General features: G+C 62.3%; 10 protein-coding genes and 2 pseudogenes. 5 read left to right on the top strand and 7 right to left on the bottom strand.

What is annotated here, in order from left to right; genetic code table 11:
- Positions 1 to 267: 267 nt before the first annotated feature.
- The 5 genes and pseudogenes from IFT80_RS21870 to IFT80_RS09990 all read left to right on the top strand — a co-directional run.
- A pseudogene (locus IFT80_RS21870) lies at positions 268 to 1383 on the top strand (methyl-accepting chemotaxis protein); the annotation flags it as partial.
- The gene (locus tag IFT80_RS21865; RefSeq protein ID WP_425312020.1) at positions 1366 to 2238 is read left to right on the top strand and encodes a methyl-accepting chemotaxis protein; all 873 of its coding nucleotides are present in this window, start codon (positions 1366 to 1368) and stop codon (positions 2236 to 2238) included. The pseudogene IFT80_RS21870 and the gene IFT80_RS21865, both read left to right, overlap by 18 nt.
- Before the next feature lie 222 nt (positions 2239 to 2460).
- Positions 2461 to 3090 (top strand): annotated as a pseudogene (locus tag IFT80_RS10000) (LysE family translocator).
- A 111-nt stretch (positions 3091 to 3201) separates the two neighbouring features.
- The gene (locus IFT80_RS09995; RefSeq protein WP_192058793.1) at positions 3202 to 4089 is read left to right on the top strand and encodes a bestrophin family protein; all 888 of its coding nucleotides are present in this window, start codon (positions 3202 to 3204) and stop codon (positions 4087 to 4089) included.
- Positions 4090 to 4167: 78 nt separating this feature from the next.
- The gene (locus IFT80_RS09990; RefSeq protein WP_192137482.1) at positions 4168 to 5163 is read left to right on the top strand and encodes a zinc-binding alcohol dehydrogenase family protein; all 996 of its coding nucleotides are present in this window, start codon (positions 4168 to 4170) and stop codon (positions 5161 to 5163) included.
- A gap of 46 nt (positions 5164 to 5209) precedes the next feature.
- On the opposite strand, the gene IFT80_RS09985 is transcribed toward IFT80_RS09990, so the two are convergent.
- The 7 genes from IFT80_RS09985 to IFT80_RS09955 all read right to left on the bottom strand — a co-directional run bounded on the left by IFT80_RS09985 (position 5210) and on the right by IFT80_RS09955 (position 14010).
- The gene (locus tag IFT80_RS09985; RefSeq protein WP_192137481.1) at positions 5210 to 6649 is read right to left on the bottom strand and encodes an efflux transporter outer membrane subunit; all 1440 of its coding nucleotides are present in this window, start codon (positions 6647 to 6649) and stop codon (positions 5210 to 5212) included.
- Entirely contained in the window at positions 6646 to 7536 is an 891-nt protein-coding gene (locus IFT80_RS09980) for an efflux RND transporter periplasmic adaptor subunit (RefSeq protein WP_192137480.1), read from the bottom strand. Before IFT80_RS09980 ends, IFT80_RS09985 begins: the two co-directional genes overlap by 4 nt.
- Positions 7533 to 7742 (bottom strand): DUF1656 domain-containing protein, encoded by a 210-nt coding sequence (locus IFT80_RS09975; RefSeq protein ID WP_043191852.1) that lies wholly within the window; start codon positions 7740 to 7742, stop codon positions 7533 to 7535. The genes IFT80_RS09980 and IFT80_RS09975 overlap by 4 nt, the downstream gene beginning before the upstream one ends.
- Positions 7739 to 9829 carry an FUSC family protein gene (locus tag IFT80_RS09970; protein WP_192137479.1) on the bottom strand — a complete coding sequence of 697 codons (2091 nt, stop codon included), beginning with the start codon at positions 9827 to 9829 and terminating at the stop codon, positions 7739 to 7741. Before IFT80_RS09970 ends, IFT80_RS09975 begins: the two co-directional genes overlap by 4 nt.
- Positions 9826 to 10278, bottom strand: coding sequence for a MarR family winged helix-turn-helix transcriptional regulator (locus tag IFT80_RS09965; protein WP_192137629.1), 453 nt, complete (start codon positions 10276 to 10278; stop codon positions 9826 to 9828). The genes IFT80_RS09970 and IFT80_RS09965 overlap by 4 nt, the downstream gene beginning before the upstream one ends.
- A gap of 212 nt (positions 10279 to 10490) precedes the next feature.
- Positions 10491 to 11867, bottom strand: a complete 1377-nt coding sequence (locus IFT80_RS09960) for an HlyD family type I secretion periplasmic adaptor subunit (protein WP_122714232.1) — start codon at positions 11865 to 11867, stop codon at positions 10491 to 10493.
- Entirely contained in the window at positions 11857 to 14010 is a 2154-nt protein-coding gene (locus IFT80_RS09955; protein ID WP_122480649.1) for a type I secretion system permease/ATPase, read from the bottom strand. Before IFT80_RS09955 ends, IFT80_RS09960 begins: the two co-directional genes overlap by 11 nt.
- Between the last annotated feature and the right edge of the window lie 301 nt (positions 14011 to 14311).

Here is a 14311-nt window from a genome sequence, read left to right as displayed (position 1 = left end):
CCCCTCGCACCCTTTCAAATCATTTTCGCGTCAAAAAATGGCGCACGCACGTCGGATACAAACGTCAGTGTTCGTGTCTGTGGCATCAGGCCCACCCCAACGTGACGCTGTTGCTGCCATTCTGCGAGCGAGCAGTAGCTTCCTGGCGCTTCGACCCGCTACATTTAATATTAAAAAAATTGAACTTTTTATGCTTCAAGCAGCATGTAAGAAAACCTCATTTTCGTGAAAATCTTCGCTAAAGATTCCCTCTGCGCTGCCGATTGGATGAACGCAGCACTGGCATGGAGGAGCCGACCGAAGAAACTAAAACAGCGATTTCGAGAGGCTCACATGTTGAAAAGTGCTTTAACCAACTTAACGGTCAGATCGAAGTTAATACTTGGCTTCACACTAGTTATCATACTTACCGTATTGATCGCCTTGACGGGCTGGAGAGGCATCGCCTCCATGAGTGAGCGCAGCGAGCGCATCACGGACATTGCCAAGCTCAGCACACTGACGCGAGACATGCGCATAGCACGGCTGGTCTATGGCCAGACCTCTGACGACGCCAATGCCACGACTTGGCTGAAAGCCTACGAAAATCTCGATAACCATCTCGCCTACCTCAACAGCGTATTGAATTCCGAGCTTAATATTCCTCACGTGAAAGCGGCCATGGCGGCCATGAAGGAATACAAGGATCATTACAACAGCATCATTGCTGCCACCCACACGCGTGAAGCCAGCAGAGATGTCTTCGGCACTGCGGCCGACACCGCAGACGCCAAGTTGCGACAGCTGAATGGGCGGGCCAATTCTATGGATGGCGACGCCGCGCAACGCGATGCAGTGCTCCGGGCAATCATGCTGTTTCAAAAGATGCGCTTCGATGTTCGTGGGTACACCTACACCCTTAAACCCGAGGCTCAACAGCTGGCCGTCGCCTCGATTGCCGCAGCCTCCGACTACATGAAAAGCCTGACAAGCTCCGGCCTGGATACCTCCGCTGTCTCCAGCCTGGTGGACTCGATGAACGCCTATGGATCCGCCATCAATGGATTCTCGTCTTCGCAAGCCACCATCAACCAAGGCCAGGCTGGGATCTCGAAGAACATCGAAGTCTTGCTCGGTTCGGCCAACCAACTGGCGCAGAACCAGGTTGACCTGCGCCTTGCAGACGTCAATCAGGCCAACCGGATGTTGGTTTTGTGGCTCACCGCAGCACTCGTCATGAGCGCCCTGGCGGCGTGGATCATCACTCGCCTCATAGTCGTTCCACTGCGCGAGACACTGCAGTTGGCTGACCGTGTGGCCCGCGGTGATCTGACCCACAATGAGCCGAGCACGCGCAAGGACGAAATCGGCATGCTGCAGACCAGCATGTACCAGATGACCCTGAACCTGCGCCAGTTGATAGGCGGCTTGCGTGATGGCGTCACTCAGATCGCAGGCGCGGCCGAACAGCTCTCAGCCGTCACCGAGCAAACCAGCGCCGGGGTCAATAGCCAGCGCAGTGAAACCGATCAGGTAGCGACTGCCATGAATCAAATGGCGGCGACCGTTCAGGAAGTAGCGAAAAATGCAGAGCAGGCTTCGGATGCGGCAGTCAGCGCTTCCAAGGAAGTGCGCGAAGGCGATGCAGTGGTGTCCAAGGCGGTGCTTCAAATCGAAACGCTTGCGGCTGAAGTCGGTAGATCCAAAGTGGCCATGGATGAGTTGAAACAAGAGAGCAACAAGATCGGTGGCGTGCTCGACGTGATCAAGGCGGTTGCCGAGCAGACCAACTTGCTGGCACTCAACGCCGCCATCGAAGCCGCCCGCGCGGGCGAAGCCGGACGTGGGTTTGCCGTGGTCGCCGATGAAGTCCGAAGTCTCGCCCAACGTACTCAGACTTCCACCGAAGAAATTGCCACCCTGATCGACGGCCTGCACAGCCGAACTGCCCAAGTGGCGACCACCCTGGAGAACAGCCGCCTGCTGACCGATGACAGCGTGGCGCTGACCCGCGATGCAGGCACTTCGATAGGCAACATCAGCCGCTCCATTGCAACCATCGAATCAATGAACCAGCAGATAGCCGCCTCTGCCGAAGAGCAGAGCGCAGTGGCTGAAGAAATCAACCGCAGCGTGATCAATGTCCGGGATATCTCCGAGCAGACAGCGTCGGCGAGTGAAGAAACCGCATCGTCCAGTGTTGAACTGGCGCGACTAGGTGTGCATTTGCAGGGGCTGATGAGTAAGTTCGTGCTTTAACTAAGTCAGCAGCAAGGACCGCAGACTCAAGATCAAAGCCTCAAGTGAAAGCTCGGGGCTTTTTTATGGGTGGCAAATAACGAGTCAGGTCAAGAACTGGTGGACCATTTTCTATTTTTTCGGCAACTTTATAGAGAACGTCGACTACTTTGACTACCTATAAAGCCAATGCGAGCGGCTTGGCCGGCTCATTCGTTCCAATCACTGTCAATGGAAAGCCCCATGGACCTCACCACCCTCCTGCTTTTCATCCCCGCCTGCTTTGCCCTGAACATGGCCCCAGGGCCGAACAACCTGTTGTCCATTAACAACGCCGCCCACCACGGCTACAGGGCCGCGTGCCTGGCCGGGTTCGGGCGGCTGGTAGCATTCAGCGCGATGATCGCGCTGGCGGCCATGGGACTGGCGGCGGTGTTGTTTGCATCCGAATGGTTGTTTCTGGCCATCAAGACGGTAGGCGCGCTCTACCTGCTGTGGCTGGCGTGGAGCCTGTGGACCAGCGAGCCCGTCGACATGGCAGGGGACTCTACAGCCGGTGGTACCAACCTGTGGCGGATGCTGCGCCGCGAGTTCCTGATCGCCGCGGGTAACCCCAAGGCGATCCTGATATTTACCGCGTTCCTGCCGCAGTTCGTCGATCCGCAACAACCCGTTGGGGCCCAGTTTGCGGTGCTCGGCGCGCTGTTTCTGGTTTTGTAATGGGTCGCGGTTGGGCTGTATGCGTACCTGGGCGTAAACCTCAAGCGCTGGCTGAATACGGTGCAGGCCAAACGTCGCTTCAATCGCTTCTGTGGTGGCTTGCTGTGCCTGGCAGGCGCTGGCCTGCTGTTCGCCCGCCGCGGACATACCTAAAACGCCACCATCACCCTGTAGCAACTGGTAACGGCCATTCATTAGCGTGCAACGAACCTTGTGGCAAAGCCGGCGTCCGACCTAGGCACGCTCATCGCCTAGGGTCCGCTTATGAAAGAAGCCATCGCCAAGAAATACCGTTTGATCATCAAGACCATGGGCTACGTCGGTTGGTCGCTGTTCTGGCTGCTGCTGTGGGATATCGCGGTGACCGTCGACTTCATGCTGTTTCTCAACACCAAGCTGAGCCTGCCGATCATGCCGCTGACGCTGCTGGGTTCAGCGCTGATCGTGCTGATCAGCTTTCGCAACAGCAGCGCGTACAACCGTTGGTGGGAGGCGCGAACGCTGTGGGGGTTGCTGGTCAATGCGTCGCGCAGTTATGCGCGCCAGGTGCTGACCTTGATCGACGACGTGGGCGATGACGTGAATCCGGTCAAGGCCACCTTGCTGCGGCGCCATGTGGCCTATGTGAACTGCCTGGCGGCGCACGTACGGCACATACCCTGCCCACCGGAAGTGGCAGCCTTCATCAGCGCCGAAGAATTCGAACGACGCGACAGCACCAATAACTTTTCCAACGACCTGCTGACCGGCTCGGCGGCCTTGCTGGCCCGCGAGTACAAGGCCGGGCGCCTGGACAGCATCCGCCTGGCGCGCCTGGAGTCGACGCTGGTGGACATCTCCAACTGCCAGGGCGGCATGGAGCGTATCGCCAACACCCCGCTGCCCTACCCGTACGTCTATTTTCCGCGCCTGTTCATCACCGTGTTCTGCCTGATCGTACCGATCGGCCTGGTGGATTCGCTGGAATGGTTCACACCGCTGGCGTCTACCGTGGTCGGTTTCATGCTGCTGGCCATCGAGCGGATCGGCACCGACTTGCAGAGTCCGTTCAAGGTCAGCGAACATCAGATCCAGATGGATTCGCTGTGTGAGAACATCGAACGCAACCTGCAGTCGATGCAGCGAGATACTCAGGAAATGCGCTCCGCCTAGTCCTCTGACCTTTTCGTGACCCGCGAGCGCCCTTTGCGAAGGGCGCGCCGACCCATAGCACCCACTTGGGAACCCCTTATGAAAGCCATTGCGTATACCCAGAACGGCACGGCGTCCGTGCTCACCAACCTGCAACTGCCCGCGCCCACCCCGGGCCCGCGTGATCTGCTGGTGCAGGTCCAGGCCATTTCGGTCAACCCGGTCGACACCAAGGTGCGCAGCGGCGCCGCCGTCACCGAGCCGCGCGTGCTGGGCTGGGATGCGGTCGGCGTCGTTCAGCAGGTGGGCGATCAGGTGAGCCTGTTCAAGGTCGGCGACAGCGTGTTCTACGCCGGCGCCATCGACCGCCCGGGCAGCAACAGCGAGCTGCATCTGGTGGACGAGCGCATCGTCGGGCACAAGCCGCAAAGCCTGGACAACGCCCATGCCGCCGCCCTGCCGCTGACTTCGATCACCGCGTGGGAGTTGCTGTTCGACCGCCTGGGCGTGCCCGAGGGCGGTGGCGAAGGCCAGAGCCTGCTGATCATCGGCGCGGCCGGTGGCGTCGGCTCGATCCTCACCCAGCTGGCGCGCAAGCTGACCAGGCTGACCGTGATCGGCACCGCCTCGCGGGACGAAACACGCCAGTGGGTGACCGACCTGGGCGCCCACCATGTTATCGATCACAGCAAGCCGCTGGTGGCGCAGCTGGAAGCCATCGGCGTCGGCCAGGTCGACCATGTCGCCAGCCTGACCCACACCGACACGCACTTCGCGCAATTGATCGAGGCCCTGCGCCCCCAGGGTCAGCTAGCCCTGATCGATGATCCGAAGAGCCTCGACGTGATGCCGATGAAGCGCAAGGCGCTGTCGCTGCACTGGGAGCTGATGTTCACACGCTCACTGTTCCAGACCCCGGACATGATCAAGCAGCACGAGCTGCTCGAGCGAGTGGCCGAACTGATCGACAGCGGCGTGCTGCGTACCACTCTGGGTGAGCACTACGGCGCGATCAATGCCGCCAACCTGATCCGCGCTCACGAGCTGATCGAAAGCGGCAAGGCCAAGGGCAAGATCGTTCTGGAAGGCTTCTAAGCCCCTCAACCGGCCCATTCAACCAGCCCGACCAACGTGGCCCGACTCAACGCGCGCCCGGCGCCTGCCGGGCGCTTTCCCAACCACCGCCCAGGGCCAGGAACAGGTTGATCTGCTCCATGGCCACCTGGGTGTTGGCCGCCGCCAGTTGGCCACGCACATCGGTGTAGGTGCGCGTTGCCTGCAGATCCGCCAGGAACGATGCACGGCCGGCTGTGAAGAACCGATGCGTCTGATCCGCTGCCTGCTTCGCTGACTGCTCAGCGTCGGCCAGGGCATCGCGGCGCTGCAGCAGGGCAGCGTATTGCGCCAGGCCCGTTTGGGTTTCGCGAATGGCGTTGAGTACCACACCGTCGAAATTGGCCAAGGCGGCCTGGGTCGAGGCTTCGGTCTCACGAATCCGCGCACGCGCCCCGTTGGTGGGAACGTTCCAGTTGATCAACGGGCCGATGCCCCAGCGGTTGGTAGCCGGGTGCCCAAGATCGTCCAGAATGCCGACTGTGCCAACCGTGGCACCAATGCTGATGTCTGGATACAACTGCCCGGTCGCCACACCGATGTTGGCGGTGGCTGCCGCCAGCCGGCGTTCGGCCTGGCGGATATCGGGACGGCGCTTGAGCAACGCGGCGCCGTCGCCAACCGGCATCAGCTGGCTGATGTGGGGCAGTTCCGCACACCCGACCACATCGGCCGGAAGCTGTGCCACCGGTGTCGCCAGCAGCATCGACAGTTTGTACAGGCCCGCCTGGCGTGATGCCTGATAGCGAGGCAGCTCTGCGCCCAGGGACTTGTACTGGGTTTCGGAACGGGTGACCTGGGTCTCGTCGCCACGGCCGGCATCGCGCAGGCGCTGGGTCAGCTGCACGCCTTCTTGCTGCAACTGCAGCGAGTGCCGGGCGATCTCGTATTCCTCGTTGGCCGCGCACACCTGGGTATAGGCACGCACCACATCCGCCACCACGGTGATGCGCGCCGTGTCGGCAGCCGCCTGGGTGGCATCGGCATTGGCGCGCGCCGCTTCGATGCCGCGCTTGAGCGTGCCCCACAGGTCGAACTGATAGGACAGGTTGATGGATGCGCTGCCCAGGTTATCCACAGGCAACTTTTCCGTCATCAGGAACGCCTCGCCCGACTCCTGCAACCGCTGCGCCTCGGCCTTGGCGTTGAAGTCGAAACCGCCTTCGGCCTGGGCCTGCTCGATCTGCGCGCGCGAACGGGCAATGTTGGCGGCCGCCACGCGCAGGTCGGTGTTGGAGGCCATGGCCTGGCGCACCAGCGCATCCAGGCGCGGGTCGTGGTACAGCTTCCACCAGTCCTGCGGCACCGGTGCCGAGACCACGTTGCTGTCACCTTCGACCAGCGCGCCCTGCAGGTCACTGCGGTTGAGCGCGGCCTCCGACGGGGTGTGGTAGTCGGGCCCGACCATCTGGCAGGCCGACAGCAACAGCGCGGCAGCGAGGCTGGATAGGCGCAGGGCGTTGCTCATGGCGTCGCTCCCGCCACCGCACCGTCTTCGATGATGGACACCGTGGCCGTGCGGCCGGCAATCAGGCGATAACCCTCGGGCAGGTTCTCGAAGGCAATGCGCACGGGGATCCGCTGCGCCAGGCGCACCCAGCTGAAGGCGGGGTTGACGTTGGGCAGCAGGTTGCTGCCGCTGCTTCGATCGCGGTCTTCGATGCCGGCCGAGATACTCTGCACCCGGCCCTGCAAACGGGTGTTGTCGCCCATCATGCGAATGTCCACCGCCTGGCCAACATGGATCACGCCCAGTTTGGTCTCTTCGAAATAGCCATCGATATGGAACGAGGTGCCATCCACCACCGCCATCACGGCGCGGCCTGCGGTGACGAATTCATGCGGGCGTGGTGCGCGGTCATTGATGAAGCCATCCACCGGGCTGCGGATCACCGAACGATCGAGGTTCAGTTGCGCGGCGTCCACCGCGACCTGGGCCTCGGACAAGGCGGCCTGGGCACGCAGCTGGCGCGACTGGCTCTCTTCGAGCTGCTCGCGGGCCACCAGGTTGCCGAGGCTGCGGTTGCGCCGCAGTTCGCGTTCGGCCTGGGCCAGGGTTTCCTTGCGCTCGGCCATGCTCGCCTGGGCCTGGCGCAGGGCCAGACGAAAGCGGTCCTGGTCGATGGTGAACAGCACGTCACCGGCCTTGATCGATTGGTTGTCGTGCACGTTGACGTGTTCGATCAGGCCGGACACGTCCGGCGCGATCTGGATGATGTCGGCGCGCACATGCCCGTCACGGGTCCAGGGCGCATACATGTAGTACATCACCATGCGCCAGACGATGAACGCAGCCAGGCACACGAACAGCAGGGTCAGGACCAGGCGGCCAAAGGTGAGGATCGGTTTTTTCATAGCATCAGGCTTCGACAGATGGCGTCTACCGCGCCGAGCAGCACAGCGTAGAGAGCGACGTTGAAAAGAGCCCGGTGCCAGACCAGGCGGTAGAAATGCAGGCGGTTGAGCACGCCATGCAGTAGCAGAAACAGGCCGTAGGTGAACACCATCATCACCAGCACGGTGGGCAGGAAGATCCCGCTGATATCCAGTTCACCAATCACAGCGGTGCTCCATCGATGCCATGCGGCAGGTGTTCGGCGGCATCGCCCGCCTCGGTGACCACTTCGGCACCTGGCAGGAGCGCCAGGCGCAGGCCGCTCAGCGCGTGCAGCAAATGCTCGCGGGCTTCTTCGGCCTCGCCCATGGCTTGCACGGTCAGGCCACGGCGCGCGCGGTCCATGGTCATGAGCAGACCCATGGGGGCAGGCAGGCGTTCACTGGCCTTGCGACAGGCCTGGAAATACCCGCCCACCTCTTCTATCACCTGATGCAGCAACGGCCGTACGGCAGCGGGCACCCGCGGGCTGTAGGCCTGCATGTCGAGCAGGTTCAGCGCCACGCGCACATCGCGCAGCGCGGCACTGGTGTCCTGGCCGGTCATGGTCAGGCGCGGCAGGTGCTGCATCAACCGGTCGAGCATCTGCACACCCATCGCCCGCTGTTCGGCCAGGCTCGCCGGACGGGTGATATGCACCACGTCGCGCCAACTGAAACGGGTCAGGCGCTTGGCCGCCAGCTCCACGCCGAAGGGGCGCACCACCAGGGTCCAGATGAACGCGAACAGCAGCCCGACAGGGCCTGCCAGGTTGCTGTTGGCAAAATTCATGAAGTCCGCGTCGTAGGCGCCCTGGATGCTGATGAACGACGACGTGTTGACGATGGTCAGCAAGGTGCCGAGGAAGAAACGTGGCTGCACGGTAAGCGTGCCGACGACGATGAAAGGCACCGAGAAGGCCAGCACCAGCATCGGGAAGTCATGCAGGTTGGGCAGCACCAGAAACAGATAGAGGCTGGCAAACACCACCGACATCACGGTCCAGAAGAAGAATCGGTAGATCTGTGGCGCCGGGTCGTCCATGGCCGCGAAGAAACTGCACGCCACCGCCGCCAGAATCACCGCGCTGGCACCGTCGGTCCAGCCCAGCAGAATCCACAGTACCGAAGCGACGATGATCGCCGTGACCGTGGAAAACACCGAATACAACATCAGGCCGCGATCCAGGAACGGCTTGAGTCGGCCCAGGCGCCAGTGCCGGTAGACCGCCCGCCAAGGCACGCGGCTATCGGTCTTGATCGCCAGTTCCAGGCTGCGCAGGTCCTGCCATAGGTCGACCCATTCGCCCAGTCGGTACACCGCGTTGGAAAACAGCAGCTCGCGACGGTCGTCCAGTTGCGCAGGGCTCGGGCGGATGGCTTGCAGCTCATCGCGCAGGGCTTGCCAGCGGGCCTGGCTGGGGTCGTCGACGCTGTCCTTGAGCCACTGCCGCGCCAGGGCCATGACCGGCGCCAGGCGTGCCACCAGTTCAGGGGTGCGGCGTTCGATGGCAAACAGCGCATCGTCCAGCGCATCGATGACCGGCAGCAGATGGATCATGCGCCCGCGCAGCTCCCCGGCGTTGCGCACCAACTGCGGCCGCGCGCCTTCGTGGGGAAGCTGGCCGATCATCATCTCAAGCGAGTTGAACGTGCCGACCATGGCCGAACGCAGCGGGCCTACCTCGTCGGCTTTCACGTCGCGCGCCAGAAAGTGGTCGCTGTAGCCGGCGGCATCTTCGAACCATTTGCCGGCGGCGCCGATGAACACCGGCGTGAGCCGGCGCGGCCAGAACATTGCGCCCACCACGGCGGCGCAGACGATGCCCAGGCAGATCTCCTGGAAACGCGAGCTGGCGATGTCGAACACGGCGGTGGGGTTGTCCACCACCGGCAGGGCGATCAGCGGCAGGGTGTAGCCCGACAGCATGAAGGCGTAGCTGTTGGCCGTGCGCAGGTGCAACGACAGGTAGAGCAGCGTGCCGGTCCACAGGGCGATGACCGTGGCCAGCAGGAAGGGCGTCTGCACGAACAGCGGCACGAACAGCACCGCAGCGGCAGCGCCGGTGAAAGTGCCTACCGCACGGTACACCGCCTTGGAACTGGTGGGCCCGACGAAGGGGCTGGAGACGATGTAGACGGTGGCCATCGCCCAGTAGGGCCGTGGCATCTGCAGGAGCATGGCGATGTACAGCGCGATCATCGACGCGGCGAAGGTTCGCACGCCGTAGAACCAGTCCCGGGCCGGTGGTACGTCGCTGAAGAAACCTTTCACGGGTAGCCACCCGGCGTGCCCTGGCCCGCTTCCTCGAAGGCACGCACCACACGCAATGCCGCTTCCAGATCCGCCGGGGCGATGTCCTTGAGCACTTCGCGGCGCAGGCGCACCAACTCACCTTCGATGGACTCGGCAAGATCGCGGCCGCTGGCGGTCAGGCTCAGGGCCTTGGCGCGGCGGTCGGTCGGGTCTTCGGTGCGGACCACGAAGCCGGCCGTGCAGAGCTGGTCGAGCAGCCGCACCAGCGAGGGGCTTTCCAGGCCGGCCGCCTGGGCAACCGTAACCTGCCGGACGCCGTCGCCCAGGCGCACGATGAGCAACAGCGGCACGGCGCAGGCTTCGGACACGCCATAGTTGGCCAGGGTGGCCTGACAGATACGGCGCCAGTGCCGCGAAGCGACCACCATGCCGCTGCTGATGTTCAGCTGGAGCTTGTCGATATTCATCGGAAGGGTGCGAATATTCATAGTTTGCTAACTATCTATATTCGCGGAACGGAAACATTTCGTCAAGAATTGGCGACCGAATGCAATCCCTTGCAGGAGCGGTCATCGGCCGCGAAAAGCACACCGCGGTGTACCAGACACACCCTACAAGCCCTTCGCGGCCGCAGACCGCTCCTACAGCAGAGCGTAAGCGGCCGCGAACGGGTGAATCCTTACCGCTCGTGCAATGCCTCGGCGCGGGACTTGATGATGGGCTTGAGCAGATAGCTCAGCACGCTCTTCTTGCCGGTAATGATGTCAACCGACGCTACCATCCCCGGGATGATCAGCAACGGCTTCTCATCGGAGCCCAGATGGCTCTTGTTGGTCCGCAGCTTGATCAGATAGAAGGTGTTCTTCTTCTCTTCATCCTGCACCGTGTCGGCACCGATCTGTTCGAGGGTGCCTTCCAGCCCGCCATAGATGGTGTAGTCATAGGCCGTGAACTTGATCATCGCTTTCTGCCCTGGGTGCAGGAACGCGATGTCCTGCGGACGAATGCGCGCCTCCACCAGCAAGCTGTCATCCAGCGGCACGATCTCGGCCATGTCGCTGCCGGGCTGGATGACCCCACCTACGGTGTTGACCAGCACCTGCTTGACGATGCCTCGCACCGGCGAGGTCACCATGGTACGGCTCACCCGATCTTCCAGGCCCTTGGCCGTGGCCTGGGTCTTGGCCAGATCGGTACGCGCCTCGTTCAACTGGGTCAGCGCCTCGCTGCGGAACTTGCCGCGCGTTTCGTCGATCTTGCGCTGCACCTCGCCGATGGCCGCCTGGGCCCGCGGCACTGCCAGCGTGGTACCGTCGAGCATGCCACGGGTTTCCACTTCCGAGCGCCGCAGACGCAGCACTTCGACCGGCGAAATCGCACCCCTGGCCACCAACGGCTCCGACATGCTGATCTCCTGGCGCAGCAGGTTCAGGCTGTTGCGATACTGTTCGGCCTTGGAACTGAACTCACGCAATTCCTGCTGACGCTGCACCAGCTGTTGCTGCAAGCCACCGATTTCATCGGCCAACTGCTGCCGACGGCTCATGTACAGCGACTCTTCGTTGGCCGCCTGGTTGGGCACCGACTTGCGTGCCTGGGCGGTAATGTTCAACGGTCGGTTCTCGACCTCGGCACTCAGGCGCTCCACGCGCAGCTCCATGGCCACACGATCGGCTTCGGTTTCGCCGACATTGGAAGCGAAACGTGTGTCGTCCAGACGAATCAGCGGTGCGCCCGCCTCCACGATCTGCCCTTCCTTGACGTAGATCTGGGCGACGATACCGCCCTCCAGGTTCTGGATTTTCTGGATGCGCGACGAAGGGATTGCCTTGCCGTCGCCCTTGGTCACCTCGTCGATCACCGCGAAGTGCGCCCAAGTCAGCAGGAACACGAAGAATGCGATGACGCCCCAGATGGTCAGGCGCACGATGCGCGGCGCATCGTCGATCAGCGCCTTCTCGACCTCGGGCAAGGGCTGGCCTTCCAACGAATCGGAGCCCTTGAAATAACGTACGAGGGAATTCTTGAAGCCGCCGGAAGAGGATTTAAGCAACACTGATCTGCCCCTTCTTCAATGCTTCCATGACAGCAGCCTTCGGCCCGTCAGCCAGAATCTGCCCACGGTCGATCACCAACAGGCGGTCGACCAGGCTCAGCAGCGAAGCACGGTGGGTAACCAGAATCACGGTCTTGTTCTCGATGACGGCTTGCAGACGCGCCTTGAGGCGCTCCTCGCCGGTGTTGTCCATGGCGCTGGTCGGTTCGTCCAGCAAGAGAATCGGTGGGTTGAGCAACAATGCCCGCGCCAGCGCCACGTTCTGCCGCTGGCCGCCGGACAGGTTCTGTCCGCGCTCGCCGACCTGCAGTTCATAACCCTGCGGATGCAGGCGGGCAAATTCGTGCACACCGGCCAGTTCGGCGGCCTGCAGGACCATTTCATCATCGACGTAGCGGGCCCCGGACACCAGGTTGTCACGCAGCGTGCCGGACAGCAGCTGAATGTCCTGCGGCACATAACCGATGTTGTGGCGCAGTTCGCTGACGTCGATCTGGCGAATGTCCACGCCATCGACCAGCAACGAGCCGGCATCGGGCTGGTACAGCCCCACCAGCAACTTGGCCAGCGAACTCTTGCCTGAGCCACTGCGGCCGATGATGCCGATCTTTTCGCCGGGGCGCACGGTCAGGTTGATCCCGTGCAAGGCCTGGTTCTGCTGGTTGGGGTAGGTGAAGTCGACGTTGCGAAATTCCATTGCGCCCTGCAGCACCTGACGGCTCAGCGGACGCTCGTCGAAATTGCGCTCCTGCGGCAGCTCCATCATCTGGTCGACCGAGACCATGGTGACCTTGGCCTGCTGGTAGCGAGTCAGCAGACCGGACAACTGTGCCAATGGCGCCAGCGCGCGACCGCTCAACATGTAGCAGGCCACCAGGCCGCCCATGCTCAGGTTGCCTTCGATGATCTGGTACACACCGAAAATGATGATCGCCACACCGGCCAGTTGCTGAATCAGCAGGGTGATGTTCATGGCCAGGCTGGACAGGGTCTTGACCCGCAATTCCAGGCGGCTGAGCGTACCGATGGTCTGTTCCCACTGGTACTGGCGCTCGCTTTCGGCGTTGTTGACCTTGACCGCATCGAGGCCGCCCAGGGTCTCGATCAGGCTCGACTGACGCTCGGCGGCCAGGGCCATGGTCCGCTCCAGAGTCTTGGTCAGCGGTTTCTGCAGGAAATGACCGATGCCCAGCGCCAGCGGGAAGGCGATGATCGGAATCCATACCAGGTGCCCACCCAGCAGGGCGATGACCAGCAAGATCAGAATGGTGAACGGCAGGTCGATCAGGCTGGTCAGGGTCAGCGACGTGAGGAAGTCGCGCATGCCCTGGAATTCGTGAATGTTCTGCGCGTAGCTGCCTACCCGAGCCGGGCGGCTTTTCATCGACATGCCGACGATGCGTTCGAACAGCGTGGCCGAGATGATCAGGTCGGTCTTCTTGCCGGCCAGATCCAGGCACAGGCTGCGCAGGCCCTTGAGCAAGAGGTCGAACAGGTAGGCACCACAGATGCCCACCGCCAGCACCCACAGGGTCGCGGTGGCCTGGTTGGGCACGACTCGGTCGTACACGTTCATCACGAACAAGGGTGCAGCCAGGGCGATGATGTTGATCACCAGGCTGGCGGCAATGGCATCGGCATACAGCCAACGCGAGCGCTTGAGGGTGTCACGGAACCAGGAATGGGCGCGGGGGATCAGCGAGCCGTTGGTCACGTCGAACTTGTGCTGCGGCTGGGCGAAAAACACCCGGCCGGTGAAGTCTTGAGTCAGCACCTCGCGCGCCACGCGCACTTCACCGCCATCGCTTTCGCTGAGCAGCAAGCGCGCGGTATCGCCTTCCCAGCCCAGCAGCACGGCGCACCGTGCATCCTTGAGCATCAGCATGGCCGGCAGTGCGATGGACGGTATCTGCTCCAGCTTGCGCTGCAACACGCGGCCCTGCAGACCGGCACGCGCGGCGGCGCGCGGCAACAGGTCGGCGGTCAGGCGCTGCGAAGGCAGCGGCAGGCCTGTGGTGAGCATGGCCCGGCTGGCGGGCTTGTGATGCAGCGAGCACAGGGTCAGCAGGCCATCGAGCAACGGGTCGTCGTGCTGGCTGCGTGGATCCTGGCTGAGTAGTACCGAACTTAATTCCGAATCCACGCTGACACTCTCTTATCGCTCATTGAACACCTTGGTCCCATCGGGATCGCTTCATCCCGCCTGGTCTTGTAGCGGTTTGGGTTGTATTTGCACAACGGATGCCAGCGTACACGGGGGTGACTGGCTGCGCATGGGCTCGTTTGATGAATGGCCGTCCAGGGTGTTTCACCGCTGAGCCAAGTCACCCGCTTCTGCAGCTTCATTCGCCAAGCAACGGTCGGTCGCCATTCGCTGCCCCGAGTGTCACTCAGCGATTTTCTTCAATAAACACAAAGAGTTAACCGTTATTACTTGCACACCA

This window comes from Pseudomonas sp. CFBP 8771 (genome assembly GCF_014841695.1).
Taxonomy (GTDB): Bacteria; Pseudomonadota; Gammaproteobacteria; order Pseudomonadales; family Pseudomonadaceae; genus Aquipseudomonas; species Aquipseudomonas baltica.
The sequence above is the reverse complement of the archived record's forward strand: the minus strand, read 5'-3'. Positions and strand labels throughout refer to the sequence as shown.